Origin of the sequence: Mesorhizobium temperatum, assembly GCF_002284575.1 — a bacterium.
In the GTDB taxonomy this organism is placed as follows: domain Bacteria; phylum Pseudomonadota; class Alphaproteobacteria; order Rhizobiales; family Rhizobiaceae; genus Mesorhizobium; species Mesorhizobium temperatum.
The window spans coordinates 153,374-173,152 of sequence record NZ_NPKJ01000066.1 but is presented as its reverse complement, the minus strand read 5'-3'; the positions used below and the strand labels follow the sequence as shown (position 1 = coordinate 173,152).

Genomic DNA, 19,779 nt, shown 5'->3' with positions numbered 1-19,779 from the left:
GAACTGGAGAGACGAGCAAGTCGATGACATCTCAGAATGCAGAACTGACCTGGCTCAACCCGCCTCCGCATCATGCTTTCGGCGACTGCTCCGTGCATGTGCGGACCGGCAAGGAGACCGATTTCTGGCGCGAGACGTTTTATGGCTTCTGGCGCGACAATGGCCACTTCCTCTACCGGCAGGTCGAGGGCGACTTCAGCGCCGAGGTCACCGTCAAGGGGGCCTACAAGGTGCTCTATGATCAGGCCGGTTTGATGGTCCGGCTGAGCGAGACGCACTGGGTCAAGGCCGGCATCGAGTTCACCGACGGGCTGGCATATTTTTCCGTCGTCGTCACCAATGATGCTTCCGACTGGTCGTTGGTCAGAATCCCGGCTGGTCCAGACGGCGTCAGGATCCGGTTGACCCGCCATGCCGAGACCGTCCGTGTTCAGTATCTTGATGCCTCCGACCATCACTGGAAGCCGGTGCGGCTCGCCTACTTCCCGCCCTCGAAAACAGTCGATATCGGCATGATGTGCTGTTCGCCGCAACGTGAAGGTTTCGAAGTCACATTCAGTGATTTTTCGGTCGGCCCGGCGATCTCGAGGGAACTCCATGTCTGATGCGTCGTGTGCCTATACAGCCAGGGAGGAAATCCGCGAAGGATCAGGCATTTGGCCGAAACGGATTGGCGATACGCAGCCCTTCGTCGAGCGCCATCCCATGTTGCATATCTTCTGACCACAGTGTGTCGCAGTCAGCGTGAAGAGCTGCGGCGGCGATCATGGCATCGTAAATGGAAAAGCTATAACGCTCGGCCAGCGCCAGCGCGGTCTCGTGCGTCTCGATGGTGATGGGATGGACGGTCAGGAGGCCGCGTAGCGTGGCCAGAAACGTGTGGGTCTCCATCCACGACAGCCGCATCTTGCGGCGGGCGACATTGGAGAGCTCGTTGAGAACCTGCACGCTGATCGCGCCGCCAGCGGCGATGGCCATCTCCGCCTGGTCGGCTTTTACGGAATCGCCCGACGCGATATAGACAAGGACATTGGTGTCGAAGAAGCTACCGGGCATTCGCCTCATCCCGATCGAACTTGAAATCGGCGGGAAGGCGACCGCGGAAGGCGCGAAGCCGCTTCAGCAATTCCTCGCGCGCAGGTTTGCGCGCGACGCCGAGTCGTCGGGCTTCGGCGACATGGATTTCAATCTCATCGCCTTCTTTGAGTTCGAGGGCCTCGACCACGACGGCAGGAAGACGGACAGCGAGGCTGTTGCCCCATTTGGCGACCTGCATCACACTCTCCTATGGATATACGTCGAGTGATATGTATATCCATAGGAAACCAATATCAAGAGACCGCTCGATGCCGACCTTCTGGCCGGCTGATCCGGAAGCATCCGCCAGCGCGGACGCTTGAAGGTTTCGCCAAACCAGTTCCGCCACTTAGTCTCGCCCTCCGCGGCGCGCTGCTCGGCGTCGTCGCCATAAAGATACAGGGCCATGCTGGCATTCGCGCCGCCCTCGGTACCATAGGTTCCGATCAGGGCGATGCCGGGAGCAGGCAAATTCAGGCGCAGCACGATGAAGCGCTGCTTGTCGTCCTGCCGCACGCGTTCGACTATGCCGGATAGTCTCTCCGGCTGCTGCGGGCCATTCCGCTCCTCACCGACGCTTGCGCCGGCCAGGCCGATCGTCTCGGTAGGTCGCCTCCAAGTCGAGAACTGGTCGGCCTGCGTGCTGGCCATGACGCTGAAGCTGGCGGCCTTTTCGCCGGCGAAGTTCGAAAGGTAAACGCGTAGCACCTCGAAAAAGCCGGGCCAGCCGCTCTCGAATCCTTCCAACTGATCGTCCCAATCGTCGGTCGAGGCAAACAGCGAATGGACCATGCGAACAACGCACCGATCACCCGACCGGCTGGTCACGGTGATCTCCGTTGCGACGGGCGGCGCCCCTTCGCTCCACTCGCGTTCGACATAGCCGAAACGGTAGGGCGGCTCCCAGATCGTCACTTCGCCGGTGGAGGCTCCATTGGGACCGAAGTCGAAATGAAGCCTGCCGCCGACATGCTCGTCTATCTTGGTCTTTGTGAACCAGGCGGTATTGCCGGGACCCGTCGCCATCGCCCGCCACACCTGCTCGGGTGTACCGGGCGTAATGAACTCCATCTCGACCCAGCGCTTTCCGGTTTCGTCTTTCTTGACTGGCATGGGAACTCCTTTCAGGGTTCGGCGTTGCCAGGTACGACGCCACTACTGGCCGATACGGCCGCCCGCCCAAGCTCAAGCATTCTCTTTTTCGTATTGACAAAATATTTTGTCAATACCCGGCTATGGCGCCTCGTTTGACTTGTCGAGCAATCTGCACGCCCGCAATCAAGCCGCATTCACTAAAGAGGAGGGCAGATGGAGAGCGACCTGAGACAACAGAAAACCTTCGAATGCCATGACAATCGTCACGGCCGGGAGCCTCGATCGGTCGACCGGCCTTCGTCTCGGCGAACATATCCATGTCGGCTCGAAATCCGACTTCCGATCTGCCTCAGAAATACGAGTGGCAGGACCTGAATCGCCAATCCGCCGCACTAGAATCCGTACCACACCAGAATCCGTAAGGGAGAAGCTCCATGACATCAGATGTGGCAATTATCGCTGGAGCAGGACCGGGGCTGAGCGCCTCGCTTGCACGTCTTCTCGCCAAGGAGGGATTTCGCGTGGTCCTGGCTGCCCGCAACGTCGGCAAGCTGACCACGCTGGTCGACGAGACCGGAGCGTTGGCGGTCGAAACGGACGTTGCCGATGTCGCGTCGGTCGAAAACCTGTTCGATGTCGCCGACAACGCCGGTCCTCTGTCGCTTGTGGTTTTCAACGCCAGCGGCCGCGCCCGCGGACCGATCGCCGACCTCGAACCCGAAGCGGTCAGACAGGCATTGCTGGTCGGCGCCTATGGCGGGTTCCTGGTCGGCCAGCAGGCCGCGCGCCGGTTGCTTTCCCGCGGCTCCGGCTCGATCCTGTTCACCGGCGCCACCGCCAGCATCAAAGGGTTTCCGGGTTCGGCCGGCTTTGCCATGCCAAAGTTCGGCCTGCGCGGGCTGGCGCAATCCATGGCCCGCGAACTTGCCCCGAAAAACATCCATGTCGCGCATTTCATCATCGACGGTGTGATCGCGCCGAACGAGCCCGGACAGAATAGGCCTGGACAGGCCGGCGAACCCGACCGGCAGGATCGCCGGCTATCTCCCGACGCGATCGCCGAAACCTATCTCGCAATCCACCGGCAGCATCGCAGCGCCTGGACTTGGGAACTCGAACTCAGGCCGTGGGTCGAAAATTTCTGAGTCTCGGCCGGACTGCAATTCGTGCATGTGTTTGCCATGATGCCTTCGTGCCATGGAACACCCGTTCGGACGTTATTTGCCTGCTGGCCGCCAAACGCAGCGCTGACTTTCTCCATTGGCATCGAGATTGGATCGACCATTGCTTTGATCGCAACGACCTGCGTGTCACCGTAAGGGCCTGATCCAAGCCTGAGGCAGGAGGAGGTTGACCATGGCCAGGATTGTACCCGTGCTCGATCTCAGCCGTCTCGAACACGGCGCGTCGGAGCGTCGGACCTTTCTGTTCGACCTGCGCACTGCGGCCCGCGATGTCGGCTTCTTCTATCTCAGCGGCCACGGAATTTCGGCTGTGGAGATCGACGAGGTGCTCGACGCCTCGCGGCGGTTCTTTGCCTTGCCGGAAACCGACAAGCTGGCCATCGAAATGGTCAAGTCCCCGCAATTCCGCGGCTACACGCGCACCGGTGGCGAACTGACCAAGGGCAAGGCCGATTGGCGCGAACAGCTCGACATCGGCGTCGAGCGTCGACCCATTCCACAGGGGCCGGGCATTCCTGCCTGGACGCGGCTGCAAGGGCCGAACCAGTGGCCTTCGGCCCTGCCGGAACTCAAGCCGGCGCTGCTGGCATGGCAGACCAAGGCGACGGCGGTGGCGATCCGCCTGCTGAAGGCTTTCGCGCTGTCGCTCGACCAGGCCGAGGACGCTTTCGATCCGATCTATAGCGGTGAGCCCAACCATCGCATGAAGATCGTGCGCTATCCCGGACGCAACGCAACCGGCGGCGACCAGGGCGTCGGCGCACATAAGGACGGCGGTTTCCTGACGCTCCTGCTTCAGGACAACAACAGGGGGCTGCAGGTCGAATACGACGGAAGCTGGGTGAATGTGGATCCCATCCCCGGAACGCTGGTGGTCAACATCGGCGAGCTCCTCGAACTGGCATCGAACGGTTATCTCAGGGCGACGGTCCACCGTGTCGTCACGCCGCCGGCCGGTGTCGAGCGGATTTCCGTTCCGTTCTTCTTCAGCGCCCAGCTAGATGCGACGATCCCGTTGCTCACCCTGCCTGAAGAACTGGCTGCCGAGGCGCACGGACCGGCGAGCGATCCGGACAATCCGCTGGTTCGTGACGTCGGAACCAACGTGCTGAAAAGTCGCTTGCGCTCGCATTCTGACGTGGCGCGCCGGCACTATGCCGATCTCCTTGAGACGAGGGCGTCACCTGTCTGAAGACGTCTGAGCAAATAGAACGGGAATTTTCGTTGTCCCGCCGGCTTTTGGAATTTTGTTCGTCGCCAACACGCCCAAACAAGCTCAAACAGGTAAGACCGTTCGACGGTTTCCTCCCATTCCGTTGAACGGCGTTCCCCTCTGAAGGTTGTAACCTTCTTTTGGCCGGGCCGTATTCGAGCCCGGCCATTTTTTTCGTGCGATTTCGGCAAATCAGCTGTGGTCGTCGAACCGTGAACTGGGACTGCCGGCTTTGCCGTAAGCGATCCATATGCGCCTGCCTTCCACACTGCGTCGCGTGGGAGGCGGCAGATGCAGAAGGGTGCGGGAGCGAAAAAGCCAGGTGGCGTGACATGACAGCCGACGCCCTGTTGTCGCCGGCAGCGGCGTCCGGCTTCGTGTTCGGCCTCGGGCTTATCTTTTCCCTCGGCCCCCAGAACCTCATGCTGATCCAGGCGGGACTGACGCGCAGCCACCCCTTTGCGGTCGCTTCCACCGGTTACGTCTCGGAAATCGCTTTGGTGACCATGGGAATCGGCGGGCTTGGAACGCTGCTGACGCACCATCCCGCAATCTCCGGTGTCCTGCAGGCGGTATGCGCCGTATTCCTCGCCTGGTGGGGCGCGCGCACCTTGCTCAACATCAGCCGGAAACGCAGTACGGCGGCTGCCACAACAGGCGGCAAGTCCAGATCTCGGGCGATCGGGTCGATGCTCGCCGTCACCTGGCTCAATCCTCTGGTTTGGCTCGAGGCGATGTTTCTCGTCGGCGTTCTCTCGTTCAGCTACGGCAGCGAGGAACAGGCGGGGTTCGCAGCCGGGTTCCTCACGGCTTCCGCAATCAAGTTCTATGGCTGGAGCCTGGCCGGGGTGAGCCTGTCGCGCCGCTTCGACCGCCCGATCTGCCGCAAGCGGATGGACGCGATCGCCGGTCTCGTTCTGATCCTGGCAGCCCTTCTCCTGGCTGCAAACATCCTGCACGGAGCTTGAGTGATGGCCGCCGGACCGACGATAGCCCAGGATTTCGTGAGACAGCGCGGCATATCGACTTCAGGGCGTGTGCCGCACAAGATAGGGGTCGACCAAGGCGCGTATTTCCACAGGCGCCGCTTCTCCGGCAGCACGCAGCGCCCGTTCGTAGCGCCAATAATCGTCGACCGCACCTTCGAAATCACGGCGCGACAGCCGCTCCTTGATCAGCGCCTTGCAAACGGGTCCGGCATCCGGATAGAGGTCCAACGTCCTCAGATAGATCGAGCGCGCTTCATCGGCGTTGGTCGCCTCCAGCCGCTGGCCAATCCGCAAGGCGAGATCGATCAGATCGCGACGCACTTTTTCAGCGGCGGCGAGCGACCAGAAGCTGGCTCGCTCGTGCAGAAACAGCGGACCGGGGAATGCAAGGAAGAGCGCTTCCGCTTCCAGGCGCAGTCCCGACGCCCCGCCATTGGTTGTCGTGATGGCCTTGAGCCGTGCATCCCAGTCGGCGAGGTCGACCCAGACCTTGTCCGATGCGAGCCGAAGCTTGCCTTCGCGCTGGACGATGAGGTCGATCCGCCCGAGCAGCTTGCGCAGCCGATGCAGCGCTTGCTCGCATGCCGCCCGTGCCTGATCGCCGTCGAGGTCGGGCCACAGCCAGTCCTGAAGGGTCTCCAGCGAGCAGGTGTTGTCTTTCGAGATCGCCAGCACCCGTAGGATGTCGAGAGCCTTCGTCGGTGGCTTGGCGCCGAGATTAAGAGGGTTTCCATCGAATTCGAGCCGAAAGCCTCCGAGAACGTGGACCTTGAGCGGCCATGGCCAGGCCGCGGGCCGCCGCTGCGGCACGTCCAGCCGGCGTTCGCCGATCAGCGACCGGCAAAGCTTGGGCTCGATGCCGCGCTCAAGCGCATCGCCAAGCAGTTCGGCGAGCAACTCCGGGACGTTGAGGAGCACCATTGGCCAACTGATGTCGCGCAGCGCCTCCATGAAGAGCTTCAGCCGGTCGCCATAGTGCGGATCCCCGTCCCACAGACTCTCCAGCGCGGCCGCTGCCAGAATGCATATCTCGGTACGTTTGCGGGCGCCGCCGTCCAGCCGCGGCAGCAAATCGCCAAGCAAGGTGGCGGCTTCGCGAGGCTTCCTGTCGGCGAGAAACACCTGGAATTTCGTGATATTGTGCGCCCAGCGCTCGACCATCGGCTCGTTGGCGGCCTCGCTCGCGGCCATGAAGCGCTCGCAGTCCTGATAGGCAGCCGCGAAATCGCTTTGCCTGGCATGAAGCGTAGCGCAGCAATTGGCGACGATGGCGACCTGCGTGCTGAAACGGCTGTCGGCGATCTCGGCTAGGCGCTCGATCACTTGGTGGAGCTCGGCGAAATCATTGCGGAATTTCATCTGCATCTGAAGATGATAGAGGCCACCGAACTCCACGCCCTTCAGCGACTCGCGCTCGCCGATGGCGATCGCCTCCCGCAACGCCGCTTCGGCTGAAGGATAGGGAAAACCCCGTCTCTTGTAGGGGAAATAACGGCCGCTCTTGGCGCCAAACTCGACCAGCCACATGCCAAGGACCCAAGGCAGCACGTTCTTGTCGCTCAAATCTTCGACGACGCTGTCGACGGCCTTGGTGAACAGATCGGCGCGCATGATCGACACCGAATGCTCGATCAGGGATACGCTGGCAAGCAGCCGCAATCCACTCGGATCGTGCTCGGGGTTCCGGGTCAACCGCTCCAGGAGTTCGGTTTCCAGCGCTTGTCCGGCCGGGCTGTTGCCATAGTAGTCGTCGCCGAAGTTCAGCGCCCGCACCATGCCGATGCGCACCAGCATCGCTTCCTCGGAAGGCAGCTCCGGCAGGCCGCGCTCGATGATTTCGAACGCCCGCCGGGTCCAGGCCGAAAGACCCTCGTAGGTCCGCCAACTGTCCGTCTTGACCAGCACCGCGCGCGACACCGTAAGACAAAGCCCGCGCCGATCGTCGGCCTCGCCAAAGGCATGCCATGCCTTCGACAGCCAGTGCTCTGCCGCTGCGTCGTCCGGCATGTGGGCCACGCCCAGCCAATAGAAATGCCAGCCGTTCATGAAAGCTTCTGGCAACCGGCCGACCCATTCGATGAAGGTTGTCCGATGTCCCTGCGCCAGCACGGCCTCCGCGCGGCTCAGCATGAGCTCACTCGCTTGGTCCCAGTCCTCTGCCTGCAGGGCAAGCGGTATGGCTTCGTCATAACGACCGGCGTCCGCGAGGACCTTCGCCGCCTTTCGCCTAAGCGATCGCTGCTCTTCCATGACCACGTGCTGTGCGAAGCGCCGGTCAAGAAAGTCCCGCAAGAGGTCGTGCAGGTAAAAGGTGTCGCGGCTGTTTTCCAAGCGCGTGACCAGCAACTGCCGCCTGTAGAGCCTGTCGAGCAGCTTTCCTGCTTCGCCCGACCCGATCATCACGTCCGCCAGTTCGGCGCTGATTTCGGGCAGCAGATTGAGTTTCAGCAGCATGTCCTGATCGGCAGCGGGAAGGGAAAGGAAGAAATGACGGCCGAGGATGTCCGACAGCGCGTTCTGCCCGCCAGGTGCTGTCCCGTTCGTGTCGTCGGGTCCGATCGCCGAGCCGTGATCAGCGAGGAGAACCAGCCCGATCGCCCAGCCGCGCGCCGGTTCGACATCGACTGAAACGACGCCGTTCTTCGAACGCAGTTTGACGAAATCGCGTGCTTCCGATGTCGAGAATTCGAGCGCCCGTCGGTCGATAACGGCCATTTGGCCCTTGAGAACGAGGTCGCCTAGTTCCTCATGGGGAAACGTGCGCGAGACGCAGATGCAGCGGACCGTGTCAGGAAGCTCACGGAACATCACGGAAAGCACCGCCCGGAATTCGGGCGTGTCGGCATCGTGCAGATCATCGAGGACCAGGATGGTGCCCGGCTTCAGCCGCGCGAAATAGGCTCTGAAGAAGCGCCTGGCGAACTCCCTCGGCTGCTCGGCATATTCGACGCCGAAGACCGGCATGTTTCCAACCGCGGGTGCGGCGATTGACTGCGCCAGATATTGAAAGAAGCGCGCAATATCCTGGTCGCCTTCGTCGATGCGGAACCACACATGCGGTGCCACTGTGCTTTCGAGATAATCGATTACCGCCGTCGTCTTGCCGTAGCCGGCCGGCGCAGCCACCCAGCATATGGTTGACCGCGACTTCCGATCGATCGCTTCGAGAACGCGGTTCCGCCTCAATATCCTAGCGCTGCGCGGCGCCGCCAGCTTGGCGATCCGGCCTGTGCCCGACAGCGGGCGCCTCGCATCGGCTTCAACGGCGTCTAGGGGGGTCATGAGGGCTCCCGCTCGACCAATCATCGAGCGTCGGTCGTGCCGCGATGACCGTTCCGCCGCCCAGATTGACCTTAGGGTAGCGTAATCAAGCGACAATTCGTAGTGGCTTCGCAGATGAGGCGGCACTGACAACGCGCGCGATACGCAGACACATCGGACCGTCTCTGGAGGCTCGCGGAACATCACCGAAAGCTCCCCTTGAAACTGGGGCCTGTCGGCATCGTGTAAATTGTCGACGTCCGCCAAGCCATGGGAAAGCGAAAATCGGTTGAGGACCTCGGGCTGAACGGGTTCCGGATCGACCGTATCGCCGTGCGGTTTGCGTTGGCTCCGATGCTCATGACGCTTATGAAACGTGAGCAGGATGATGGAAATGCAGCAAACAGCGTTGATCGCGAACACGGGCACCATCTGCCAGTCCGGTACCGCTGCGAGGGCGTAAGCGATAGTGGAAAGCTGCGATGCCGCGAAAAGGCTCCAGGTCCGATAAGAGACCGCAGTCGCACCGTTCGTATCCTGGACAGTTGCCATTTCGATCCTAGTCATAGGAAACCTCGTGGACTTTGAGGAAGCACTCGATGTACGGCGTTCGGCGCCCAGGGCTTGATGTCGGCTCGCTCATCCTCCGTTGCCCCAAGGGTCGAGGCCACCTTTTTCTGCGCCTTGCGTGAGGGCAGCGTGATTCCTCCCGCCTGCAAGCCTCGGAGCCGTCTGCCGCGCGTCGACCGCCGATCACGTGCTGTTCACGAGCCGCTGACGACGACCCGGTTCAATCGGTGCAGATCCCGATCTGGAGGCGAACCCGATGTTCTCCCGACCTTGGTGAGGAGCGATGCCACGGATGAACTCGTGAACGTCATCGTGCTGTGGCTAACTGCCGGGCCGTTCGCGACCGAGGTCCTGTCGGCGCGGGCCTGCATCGTCTCGCACGACGAGACCGCACTGAGCGGCGGACCATCACTGGCCCATCGGTCGAGAGCGTCCTGGCGAGCTCATGGACTGCCTGGCAGTCCTTTCCAAACTCACGAGTTCATCCTGCGCGCGGTGGCATCCGCGCACATCGGTACGGTCATCTGGTTTCCCGGCTGCTGATCTCCTGGTTTTCGCGAGCTTGCCTAGTTTCAATCATGCGACAATTCGTAGTGGCTTCGCAGATGAAGCGGCAATGGCCGATTGCCCGGGGTGCGGACGATCTCTGCGCAACCGGAAATCAGGAAGCAGGCGGGGCCGAATTGCGAGAGAGAATGGGCGACCGGTGAATCCCGCACTCCATCTTCGACAGTCCGCTCCAGCGGCCCGCGCGCGGATTGTCCGCGCTGCCGCACGCGACCGTGCAGGGCGCGCAGCCGATCGAGAGGTAGCCTTTTTCGAGGAGCGGATGCCGGGGAAGATCATGGTAATCGAGATAGGCTTCGATCTGTTGACCGGTGAAGCGGGCAAGCGGATCGATTTTCAGGCGTCCGCCAGTTTCCTCGAGCGTCGGAACGTCCGCGCGAAGGCCGCCATGATATCGCTTGCGACCGGAAATCCAGGCCTTGAAACCAGTCAGGGCATTTTCGAGTGGCAGAACCTTGCGGATGTGGCAGCATCGGTCCGGATCGCGGCGGTGCAGCGATCCAGCGCCGTCGAGCACCTGCAAGACATTCGCCTGAGGCGTGATGACGCGCAGATCGGTGAGACCGAGCAAAGCTGTCAGCTGCGCGCGATAGGCGATCGTCTCCGCGAACAGCTTTCCGGTGTCGAGCGTGATGATGGGGAGCGAACGGTCGATCGAGGCCGCCATATGCAGCAGCACCGCGGATTCCGCGCCGAACGAGGACACGAGCGCTATGTTTCCGCAAAACACGTCGCTGACGAGCGGCGCCAGCAGGTCGGGTCCGTCGAGATGGTTCAGCTCTGCGATGAGGGCTTCATACATGGCGGTTCGGCCGATCAAAAACGGTGGTGGCGTGACGAGGCCGCATCATAGCTTCGCCACGAAATCGAGGAGCGCCTGGCGGTCGGTCTCGTCCAGGTCGAAGAAGCGGTCGCGCACGATCTGTGCCGTGCCGCCATGGGCGAAGACGGCATCGCGCAGCGTGGTCGCGCGGCCGTCGTGCAGGTAGCGTTGGCGCAGGCGGATGCCGACGAGCGGCGTGGTCCGCCATTCGGCGCCGACGGCATCGCCCTGGACGATTTTGTCGTCGAGCGCCGGCCCCATATCGTGCAGCAAGAGGTCGGAGTAGAGCTGGATTTCGCCGTTGACACCCTCCAGCGCCGGCACATGGCATTTGGCGCAACCGACCGAGGCGAAAAGCCGTCCGCCATGGCTGCCGAGCATCGCGCTTTGGCTCGATGAAGGTGATGCGGCCCGGAAGGTCGCCGAGAACGGGATCAATGCGCCATAGGCCAGGGCCGCCGACAGAGCCACCCCGACGAAACCCACGCCGACCAGGCGCCAGGCGCCGCCGGCCTCTCCGAGCCGGCCGACCCGGGTGGTGATGCCAAGCGCGATCATCACCATCAGGAACAGGAACTGGTCGACATCGAGGATGACGCGGCGCAGTTGCGGATTGAGGGTGATCTCCGAATTGAGCATCACCACGCCGATGAACGCGACGATGAACCACGGGAACGGTATCGGCGCGGCCTCTTGCGCCTTGTTGCGGCTGCGAAAGACCAGGCTGGCGGCGAGCAGCAGCGGGACGAGCATCAGCACTTTGCTGAGCTTGACCAGCGTGGCGGTGTTCAGCGCGTCATCGGAAATGGCGAAGGAGGCGCCGTAGACTTGCGCCAGTTCGAAAATGCTCGCCCCGACGAACACACCATACAGGCGGTCGTCGAGATGCGGCAGCCATCCGCCCAGGAACATGACCGGATAGGCGAGCAACGCCACCGTGCCGCTCAGCGTGATCAAGGCGATGGCGATGCCGGCGCTCTGGTCGCGTGCACGCACGAGCGCGGCCATCGAGAGGATCGCCGCGGCGCCGCAGACGGCGCTGCCGACGGCGACAAGCAGCGCGATCTCAGCGTCGAGCCTGAACAGCTTGCGCGCGATGGCGTAGAGCAGCGTCAGCACCAGGATCAGCTCGATGGCCGCCACCGCGAGCGGCATGAACCCCAGATCCAGGAACAGCCGCGCCGTGATGCGGAAGCCGACCAGCACCACGGCGAGCCGCAACAGATAGCGTTTGGTGAAGTCGAGCCCCGGGCGCAAGGCATCTGGACAGGCGAAGCTGCTGCCGATCAGCAGTCCGAAGAGCATGGCGACGAGGACCGGGTTGCGCGACAGCGGCTCGCCCAATCCGCCGGCGATCCAGCCGGCCGCAAGGGCGAGTGCCGCAGCAACGATGACGCCGGGCAAGACCGGGCGCATTTTTTCCGGCGCATGGGAGAGCGTCAGGGCGAGGCTCATGGCTTTGCCCCATCGGGCAGGCGGAGCGTTCGCAGATAGGAAGCGACCGCGTCGATCTGTGCGGTATCGCCTTCGATTGGCTGCGCGTCCGCCTCGCGGCTGACAGTCGCGCTGGTGACGCCGAGTTCGTTTGCGAAAGCGTTCGCCACCATGTCTTTGAGGGTAGCGATATCAGCCTTCCAGCCGTATCGGCCGACCCGCGATGCGCCTTGGGAGTCGACGACATGATGCGCGCGGCCTTTGATGCCGTCGCCCTTGCTGACCGCCTGCGCTTCGATGACGCTGTCGGGTATCTCGTCGATCCCAGCGATCCCGTAGAGAGCGAGCGGCATGCGCAGCGAAATCACGTTGGCCTGGCGCGGCATCGCCGCCGGCACGATCCCCATGCCAGCGCGCAGGGCATGGCGTCTGGCGACCGGGCTGTTGGGATGATCGATCGGAACCGTGCGCCCAGACACCGGATCCATGTGGGCTATCCTGCGCGCAAAGTGGCTTTCATCAATGCTCGCGCCGCCGGGACCGGGATGGCAGGCCACGCAGGACGCCGCATTGAACAGTGGGCCGAGGCCCATGCGCGGCGTGAAATCGGTCAGGAACGACTTTTTTCCGCGCGCCGCAAGATTGGCGTCGGCGGCAGCGCCCTGTGTCTCCTGCGTCGCTGCCGCCGCGCCGTGCTCATCGAAGGCCCCAACCTCGACGAGCGCCCCTTCGTGGCCCGGAAATCCCGGAACCTCGCCGCCAATCGTTATCCAGATATGCTGTGCGTCCGCCGACGTCGCGATCGCGCGAAGGCGATCGGCTCCCAAAGGGCCGAGCCCTGGAACCTCGATCGTCGCCCGGGCGAGAAGCCGGCCGTCCTGGCTCAAGCGCAGCAGCGAACCGTCGCCGCGATTGGCGACGAACAGATCGGACCCGCCGGCCAGTGTCGTATGGCTCGAGAACTGCGGATTGGCGATTTCGGGAATGGCAGCGGCGATGTCGACCGGACGGTCGAATTCCGGCAGCGAGATCGGGCGGGTCCTGGCCACCGTGAAATGCCGTCGGTCGTCCTCCAGTTCAAGCAGCACCAGCCGGTCACGGCCTGGATCGGCGATGTAGAGAGCGCGGTCCGGGTTCCACTTGAAGGCGATGCCGATGACGCCGGGATCGTCGCCGATGCCGTGGCCGGAGCTTACCGTGCCCAGGCCGGTGCTTACCGTGCCCAGGCCGGTGCTTACCGTGCCCAGGCCGGTGCTTACCGTGCCCAGGCTGGTGCTTACCGTGCCCAGGCCGGTGCTTACCGTGCCGGGCCCGGCCAAGCCGTCGACGCCGTCCTGGACATGGATTTGAACCACGCCGCCATCGGCGGTGACCGCGGCGAACACGGCAAAGCCGCTGCCGTCCGGCGACGGACCGAGAAACGCCGTTCCGAGCGCGCCCGTCTGCATGCCGCCCGATGTCAGCTGGCCGCTTGCCTGATAGTTCAGCAGCTTGCCAAGCCAGCCGCTGGGCTGTGCTTTCGGCGTCTGCTCGCGATCGGTATGCTGGCCGGCGAACACGCCGCCGGCCTCGCGGCTTGGCGCGTTGGCGAGCGGCGCACCGTCGGGGTCGACGACCGTGACGCTGCCCTCGCCAGCCACCCCGTTCGGGGCGTTAGCGATCCAGGGCCTTCCGAACGCGTTGTTGATCGAAATATATCGTGGTCCGGTCGCGGCTGCGAGGCGCGCGGTTCGAGCCCCGGCATTGTACCGCTGGTTGAGGAACCGTTCACTCTGTGCCGTGTAGAGTTGAACCCTCCCATCTCCGTCGTTGCCGGTGAGGTCCTGCGGAACGACAATGGCGCCATCAGACTTGCCGGCGCGCGGATCGATGGACAGGATCGCCCCGACCTCAAATGCTGGATCGCCTGGCGGTACGCCGAAATTGCTGCCCACGGCGACGAGAACCCTGAGCGGATCGAGCACCCGCCCTTCGCGCGTCGCCATAAGGAATTCCGGATTTCCAGGTATCGGCCCGCCGACATGAAAGCGGCCCACCTCGCGCACGCCGGCCACGTCGGGCAGCCCGACCGCGACGATGCGAGCGCTCAGGCGCCAATCGGGAGTCTGCTCCCCAGCGACACCCGAACCCGGCAGCAGGCTGAGAAATATCGCCGCCATTGCGATGGTCCGGCGAGAAGAAAAACCCGACAGCACGGACCATCGCCGGATCTGATGAGTCCCGACGAAATCTGTTGGAGCCACTGTTCGCATCGCGAGATCTCCGGCGGTTGCAAGCGCTTGGTGACGCCTGCCACTCACGGTGCAACTTTCGCACACGCGCGCTTACGGATGGCTTACGGCATTCGGCGTGACTGGCTCGCCGGTACCAATTGCGAGCCGAGCATCGCTGCTATGATTTGAGGTCGCGCTGACGTTGCCGGTGCGAACGGCCGGTCGTTCAAATCGGTCGATACAAACAATTAGTCGATGGCTGACCTAAAAAAATCATTCAGCTCGCGGATGCGCGCCGTGTCCGGCCGGAGGCTCAGCCTACCTCTCAAGTGAGCCCGCAACGCTGCCCATGGCTTTTGCCTCAGTGTGCGGGGCGAAGAAGCAGCGGATCGTCATATGCGGGGCGGACGTGCAGATGTGATATTGGCTGTCTTCGCTCTCCAAAACCCGGTTCTTGGGGATGAAGTATCTTGTCTTGGACCCGGTGCGGATGTTGAAGTTGCCGCCCGGCAGCGGCTCGACATAGCGCGGACTGATGACCCGGCAGTCCTTGTTGTCGCAGCATTCGTAGCCGGTGACCGGATCATGGTGGCCGGAATACCAGTTATGGGCGACAGCGAGAGCGATGAGGACGAGCTTCATGTCTGCTTGACCTTCTCGGTGCCGAGGGCCCAATGCTCAACTTCGAAAAGACCCCACGGTATGACAATAGGGGACTTTTGCGAGTGCTCCAAGCGTTGCCGATTAATGGCGGACCGCGGCGTTCGCCAACCGCCTTCTGATACAGCCGCTCGATCTTGTGACCGGTCGACCAAAGCAGCTCGCGACCGATGCCTCCGGAAGCGCCGAACCTCGCCTTTCGGTTCAAGTCTACAAGTCTAGGGACAAGCCTAAATACGAAACCATCCCCTAAGTCGGATCGTCAGATTGGATCGTCTTCCCTATCATCCGCGCCGACGAGGGTGGAGTCAGAACAACGCTTACGTCGAAACGGCTTCCGGTCGCTGTCGCTCTCTGCCGGCTTTTGCGATGAAGCTGCGCCAACCGCCATAGGCTGAAATGTCGATAGCCTGTGACAACCCGGCGGTCTCGACCAGGAAGCCTTTGGCCGATGTCCCGCCATCGAGTTCGATCGTGCCTATGCCGAGCGGCGGCGGGATCGCGGCCACGAAGCGTCCGAACGCGTCTGCTGAAAGCCGCCAAACCTCGACATCGATCGACTTCCCGTCGCCATCGGCAACACGCACGAGCCCGGGCTTCGGCACGGATTGGCCGGCGAGTGCATAAAGCTGATAGGAGGCGACTGTCCTGGCGGCTCTGCTCATTCGCGCGCCAAGCGCGCATAGTTGGCCGTTGAGCGGCATTCCCGACAGATGCGCGCCGACGACCACGAGCTCGATCATGTCGTCATCGAACTCCGGGATTTTAGCGACGTTGGCAGGCATCGCCCATCCTGTCGCGCCAAGGCCGAGACCGCTGGCTGCATGCAGCCCGCTGGCCAGCGACGCCGTCAGGGCGTCCTTGCCGGCGGCGGCAAGCAAAGTGACGCTCATCGGCAAGCCGTCGTCGCGCTTGCCCGTCGGTACGGCGATGCCGCACATGTCGAGCAGATTGACGAAGTTGGTGTAGGTGCCGAGCCGGCTGTTGGTGACGATCGGATCGGCCAAAACAGTCTCCAGCGAATAGTGCGTCGGCGCGGTCGGCACGCAGAAAAGGTCGACCGAGGCTATGACAGGCGCGAGCCTGGCCTTGTAGGCCTGCAGCGCATAGAGGCCTTTGAAAGCATCTGCTGCGGAAAGTTTTCGTGCGCCGCCGATGATTGTGCGCGTCACCGGGTGCATGGCTGCTTCGTTCACGTCCATGAAATCCGCGATCGCCGCATAGCGCTCCGCCACCCAGGCGCCTTCGTAGAGCAGGTTGGCGGTGGCGTAGAAATCGCCGAAGGGAATTTCGATCAGTCGGCAGCCGAGCTCCTCCAGCGTCCGCAGCGCCGTTTCGAATCCCGCCTGCATGGCCGCGTCGCCAAAAAATTCCCGGTCCGTCTTTGCCGGAACGCCGACAGACAGAACGGGTGGACGCGGACCGAGCGGCGGTGCCGCGATCGCGCGCGAATAAGGATCGGCGTCATCTTTGGCCGCCGCGGCCCTGAAGACGCTGTAGGCGTCATCGACGGTGAGCGCGAAGACGGAGACGCAGTCGAGCGTGCGGCAGGCCGGCACCACGCCGGCGGCCGACAGCGCGCCGACGGTCGGCTTTAGTCCGACGATGTTGTTGAGGCCGGCGGGAATGCGGCCGGAGCCCGCGGTATCGGTGCCGAGCGCGAAGGAAACAATACCGCGCGCCGTCGCCACGGCCGAGCCGCACGACGAACCGCCCGGCACCAGTTTCGGGTCGATCGCGTTTCTCGGGATCGGATAGGGCGTGCGCACGCCGACTAGCCCGGTGGCGAATTGGTCGAGATTGGTTTTTCCGACGACCAGCGCGCCGGCTGCCCTCAGGCGCGCGACGACGGTGGCGTCTTTCGCCGGCAAATAGGCATATTCGGCGCAGGCCGCCGTGGTCGGCATGCCGGCAACATCGATGTTGTCCTTGACCGCGAACGGCACGCCCCAGAGCGGCTTTGCCACGGGATCGAATCCGCCGAGTGCCTCGGCTTCGGCGAGCAGGTCCGCCTTGCTCGCCAGATGGATGAAGATGCCTGGATCGTCCGCTTCCGCTATGCGCTGAAACACAGTTTCAACGACGGCCGTAACTGACATGCCGGAGGCATAGGCCGCGTGCAGGCTGCCGATATCGAAGCGGATGTCGCTCATTTCGTCTCGTCCAGAATGACCACCGGCAGATTCCACTGGATCAGCACGACGCAACCGTCTTTCGTCCACACTGAATGCTCGGTCCCGACCGGGTTCAGGATCACGCTTCCGGCAAGATAGTCGCCGTCCTCGTCGCTCTGGGTGCCTTCCAGCACGACGATGGTTTCCAGTGCGACATGGCGATGGCGCGGCACGCCGGCGCCGGGCCGATAGTTCAGGATCGCGACGGACGGTTCCGCCGGTCCGCCCTTGAGCAGCCAATGCACCGTGATGCCTTCGCGAAAATGCTCAAATGCCAGTTCACGCCAGCCTCCGTGGATGAGAGCCGAGTATGCAGTGTTAGGCATTGGCAATTCCCTTGAGCACCTGGTCCGTCGTCGCCGTCCAGCCGACGATCGCGCCCTGCGCCCTGATCATGGCCAGCGCGGCCGCCTTGAATTCCGGAAAATAGCTTTCCGTCGCATCCTCCGCCAGCAGGCACTCATAGCCGCGGTCGTTGGCCTCGCGCATCGTCGTCTGCACGCAGACTTCCGTCGTGACTCCGGCGAAGACGAGCTGCTGCACGCCGAGCCGCCTGAGGTCCTCGCCGAAGCTGGTAGCGTAGAACGCGCCCTTGCCGGGTTTTTCGATCACGATTTCGCCAGGCAGCGGGGCCACCTCGTCGAGGATCGCCGTTCCCGGCTCGCCGACGACCAGCACGCGGCCCATCGGACCGGCATCGCCGATCCGGATCGACGGATTGCCGCGATTGCGCTTGGCCGGCGGCAGGTCGGAAAGGTCGGGTTTGTGGCACTCCATCGTGTGGATCACCGGCAGGCCGGCGGTGCGAAATCCCTCGATCAGTCTCTTCACCGTCGGCACGATCGCCACCACCCGGCCGACGTCGTTGCCGAGGCTGGCGCCGAAGCCGCCCGGCTCGGCGAAATCGCGCTGCATGTCGATGACGACCAGCGCCATCGCCTCAGGCGTGAAGGCAAACGGAAACGGCAGCGCGTCGATCTCCGCCATCAGTGATGTCCCGCCATATGCTCGCCGATCGTCTGGACGCTCGCCTGCGCGATCGGCGTCTCATAGACCAGCGCGCCGTCGGACATGACGAAGATGCGGTCGGAGAGTTCCAGCAATTCGTCGAGGTCCTCGGACATCAAGAGCACCGCGGCGCCGGCGTTGCGCGCCTTCATGATGCGCGCGCGGATTTCGGCGACGGCGGAGAAGTCGAGGCCGAAGCACGGATTCGAAACAATCAGCAGATCGACCTCGCCGGTCAGTTCGCGGGCGAGCACCGCGCGCTGGACGTTGCCGCCGGACAGCGACGAAATCGGCGAGGCGAGCGAGGCGGTCTTAACCTTGAACTGCTCGACCAGCCGCGTCGCATAGTCCCTGATGGCGCTCATCCGGATCCAGCTTATCGGCTTGCCGGCCTCGTTCAGGTCGAAGGTCCGGAAAGCCATGTTTTCGGCAACCGTCATCCTCGGCGCGCAGGCATTGCGCAACGGTTCCTCCGGGATGAAGCGCACATTGAGCGTGCGTGCCTCGGCGCGGCTGGCGCCGTAGGGCGATCCCTTCACCAGGACGTCGCCGGCATCACGCGTGCGCTGCCCGGCCAGGACTTCTAAAAACTCCTTCTGGCCGTTGCCGGAGATACCGGCGACACCGACGATCTCGCCGGATTTCACATCGAGCTCGCCGATGTTGATGGTCTTCAGGCCGGTGCGGTCGGGCGCCTTCAGTGCCTTCACCGTCAGGATTCGCCTGGCGCCGACAGGCACTGGAGCGCGGCTGTCGAGCGCGGCGATCGGCTGGTCGCCGATCATCATCGCCGCCATCTTCTTGTGAGACAGCTCCAATACTTTCCCAGTTCCGGTCAATCTGCCCTTGCGCAGCACCGTGATGTCGTCGGCGAAAGCCGTCACCTCGTGGAATTTGTGCGAGATCATCAGCACGGTGAGGTCGCCCGCCTTGGTCATGCCGCGCACGAGGCCGAGCACTTCCTGCGCCTCGCCGGGGGTCAGCACCGACGTCGGCTCGTCCAGCACCAGAAAACTGCGGCCGAGATAAAGCTGCTTGATGATTTCGAGCTTCTGTTTCTCGCCGGCGGCGAGTTCGGCCACCTTGACATCGAGCGGCAGCTTGAACGGCATCCGCTCCATGAACTGGGCAAGTGCGGCGCGCTCCTTGCGCCAGTCGATAATCCCCGGCACCTTTTCGCGCGAAATGACCAGGTTCTCGGCACCCGTCAGCGACGGGACCAGGGTAAAATGCTGGTAGACCATGCCGAGGCCGAGCGCCGAGGCATCCTTCGGACTGGCGATCGTGACCTCGCGGCCGTCGACCAGAATGTCGCCGGTGGTCGGGTGGTAAAAACCCATGATGCATTTGACCAGAGTCGACTTGCCCGCGCCGTTTTCGCCAAGCAGCGCATGAAACGATCCCGCCGGCACCTTGATGGAGACGTCGTCGAGCGCGGTGAAGGCGCCGAAGCGCATGCTCATGCCGATGGTCTCGACGCCAAGCGCTTTTTTGCCGCGGTCACTCATGGT

At 63.2% G+C, this 19,779-nt stretch carries 17 protein-coding genes; 5 read left to right on the top strand and 12 right to left on the bottom strand.

Annotated elements, in window-relative coordinates:
• The first annotated feature begins 23 nt into the window (after positions 1–23).
• Positions 24–605: a DUF1349 domain-containing protein gene (locus tag CIT26_RS25505; RefSeq protein WP_095495130.1), complete on the top strand. Its 582-nt coding sequence runs from the start codon at positions 24–26 to the stop codon at positions 603–605.
• Between the two features lie 43 nt (positions 606–648).
• Here the strand turns inward: CIT26_RS25505 and CIT26_RS25500 are convergent, their stop codons facing one another.
• Genes CIT26_RS25500 through CIT26_RS25490 form a run of 3 tightly spaced genes read right to left on the bottom strand, consistent with a single transcriptional unit; the run spans position 649 to position 2,190 of the window.
• The gene (locus CIT26_RS25500; RefSeq protein WP_095495129.1) at positions 649–1,056 is read right to left on the bottom strand and encodes a PIN domain-containing protein; all 408 of its coding nucleotides are present in this window, start codon (positions 1,054–1,056) and stop codon (positions 649–651) included.
• The gene (locus tag CIT26_RS25495) at positions 1,046–1,276 is read right to left on the bottom strand and encodes an AbrB/MazE/SpoVT family DNA-binding domain-containing protein (RefSeq protein ID WP_095495128.1); all 231 of its coding nucleotides are present in this window, start codon (positions 1,274–1,276) and stop codon (positions 1,046–1,048) included. The genes CIT26_RS25500 and CIT26_RS25495 overlap by 11 nt, the downstream gene beginning before the upstream one ends.
• Positions 1,276–2,190 (bottom strand): SRPBCC family protein, encoded by a 915-nt coding sequence (locus tag CIT26_RS25490; RefSeq protein WP_095495127.1) that lies wholly within the window; start codon positions 2,188–2,190, stop codon positions 1,276–1,278. Before CIT26_RS25490 ends, CIT26_RS25495 begins: the two co-directional genes overlap by 1 nt.
• Positions 2,191–2,606: 416 nt before the next feature.
• On the opposite strand from CIT26_RS25490, the gene CIT26_RS25485 reads away from it, so the two are divergent.
• From CIT26_RS25485 to CIT26_RS25475, 3 genes are all read left to right on the top strand, one after another.
• Entirely contained in the window at positions 2,607–3,317 is a 711-nt protein-coding gene (locus CIT26_RS25485; RefSeq protein WP_095495126.1) for an SDR family NAD(P)-dependent oxidoreductase, read from the top strand.
• Positions 3,318–3,528: 211 nt separating this feature from the next.
• The gene (locus tag CIT26_RS25480) at positions 3,529–4,548 is read left to right on the top strand and encodes an isopenicillin N synthase family dioxygenase (RefSeq protein WP_095495125.1); all 1,020 of its coding nucleotides are present in this window, start codon (positions 3,529–3,531) and stop codon (positions 4,546–4,548) included.
• Positions 4,549–4,901: 353 nt separating this feature from the next.
• On the top strand, positions 4,902–5,537 hold the full coding sequence (locus CIT26_RS25475) for a LysE/ArgO family amino acid transporter (RefSeq protein ID WP_095495124.1): 636 nt from the start codon (positions 4,902–4,904) through the stop codon (positions 5,535–5,537).
• 60 nt (positions 5,538–5,597) lie between these two features.
• Here CIT26_RS25475 and CIT26_RS25470 read toward each other — a convergent pair whose 3' ends face one another.
• Positions 5,598–8,840, bottom strand: coding sequence for an AfsR/SARP family transcriptional regulator (locus tag CIT26_RS25470; RefSeq protein WP_095495123.1), 3,243 nt, complete (start codon positions 8,838–8,840; stop codon positions 5,598–5,600).
• An 849-nt stretch (positions 8,841–9,689) separates the two neighbouring features.
• Between CIT26_RS25470 and CIT26_RS25465 the strand changes: the two genes are divergently transcribed.
• A complete protein-coding gene (locus CIT26_RS25465; protein ID WP_143747911.1) occupies positions 9,690–9,932 on the top strand; it encodes a hypothetical protein in 243 nt (80 codons plus the stop codon).
• Positions 9,933–10,050: 118 nt separating this feature from the next.
• Here CIT26_RS25465 and CIT26_RS25460 read toward each other — a convergent pair whose 3' ends face one another.
• The 8 genes from CIT26_RS25460 to CIT26_RS25425 form a co-directional block, all read right to left on the bottom strand.
• Positions 10,051–10,758 carry a phosphoadenylyl-sulfate reductase gene (locus CIT26_RS25460; protein ID WP_095495121.1) on the bottom strand — a complete coding sequence of 236 codons (708 nt, stop codon included), beginning with the start codon at positions 10,756–10,758 and terminating at the stop codon, positions 10,051–10,053.
• Between the two features lie 45 nt (positions 10,759–10,803).
• Positions 10,804–12,234 carry a putative sulfate exporter family transporter gene (locus CIT26_RS25455; RefSeq protein ID WP_095495120.1) on the bottom strand — a complete coding sequence of 477 codons (1,431 nt, stop codon included), beginning with the start codon at positions 12,232–12,234 and terminating at the stop codon, positions 10,804–10,806.
• Positions 12,231–14,372: a di-heme oxidoredictase family protein gene (locus CIT26_RS25450; protein WP_095495119.1), complete on the bottom strand. Its 2,142-nt coding sequence runs from the start codon at positions 14,370–14,372 to the stop codon at positions 12,231–12,233. Before CIT26_RS25450 ends, CIT26_RS25455 begins: the two co-directional genes overlap by 4 nt.
• 372 nt (positions 14,373–14,744) lie before the next feature.
• Positions 14,745–15,068, bottom strand: a complete 324-nt coding sequence (locus CIT26_RS25445; RefSeq protein WP_095495118.1) for a hypothetical protein — start codon at positions 15,066–15,068, stop codon at positions 14,745–14,747.
• 338 nt (positions 15,069–15,406) lie between these two features.
• Positions 15,407–17,239: an allophanate hydrolase gene (atzF, locus tag CIT26_RS25440; protein WP_095495117.1), complete on the bottom strand. Its 1,833-nt coding sequence runs from the start codon at positions 17,237–17,239 to the stop codon at positions 15,407–15,409.
• On the bottom strand, positions 17,236–17,586 hold the full coding sequence (locus CIT26_RS25435; protein ID WP_095495116.1) for a cupin domain-containing protein: 351 nt from the start codon (positions 17,584–17,586) through the stop codon (positions 17,236–17,238). The genes atzF and CIT26_RS25435 overlap by 4 nt, the downstream gene beginning before the upstream one ends.
• The gene (locus CIT26_RS25430; protein WP_095495115.1) at positions 17,579–18,247 is read right to left on the bottom strand and encodes a cysteine hydrolase family protein; all 669 of its coding nucleotides are present in this window, start codon (positions 18,245–18,247) and stop codon (positions 17,579–17,581) included. The genes CIT26_RS25435 and CIT26_RS25430 overlap by 8 nt, the downstream gene beginning before the upstream one ends.
• Positions 18,247–19,776: an ABC transporter ATP-binding protein gene (locus CIT26_RS25425; RefSeq protein ID WP_095495114.1), complete on the bottom strand. Its 1,530-nt coding sequence runs from the start codon at positions 19,774–19,776 to the stop codon at positions 18,247–18,249. Before CIT26_RS25425 ends, CIT26_RS25430 begins: the two co-directional genes overlap by 1 nt.
• Positions 19,777–19,779 lie beyond the last annotated feature (3 nt).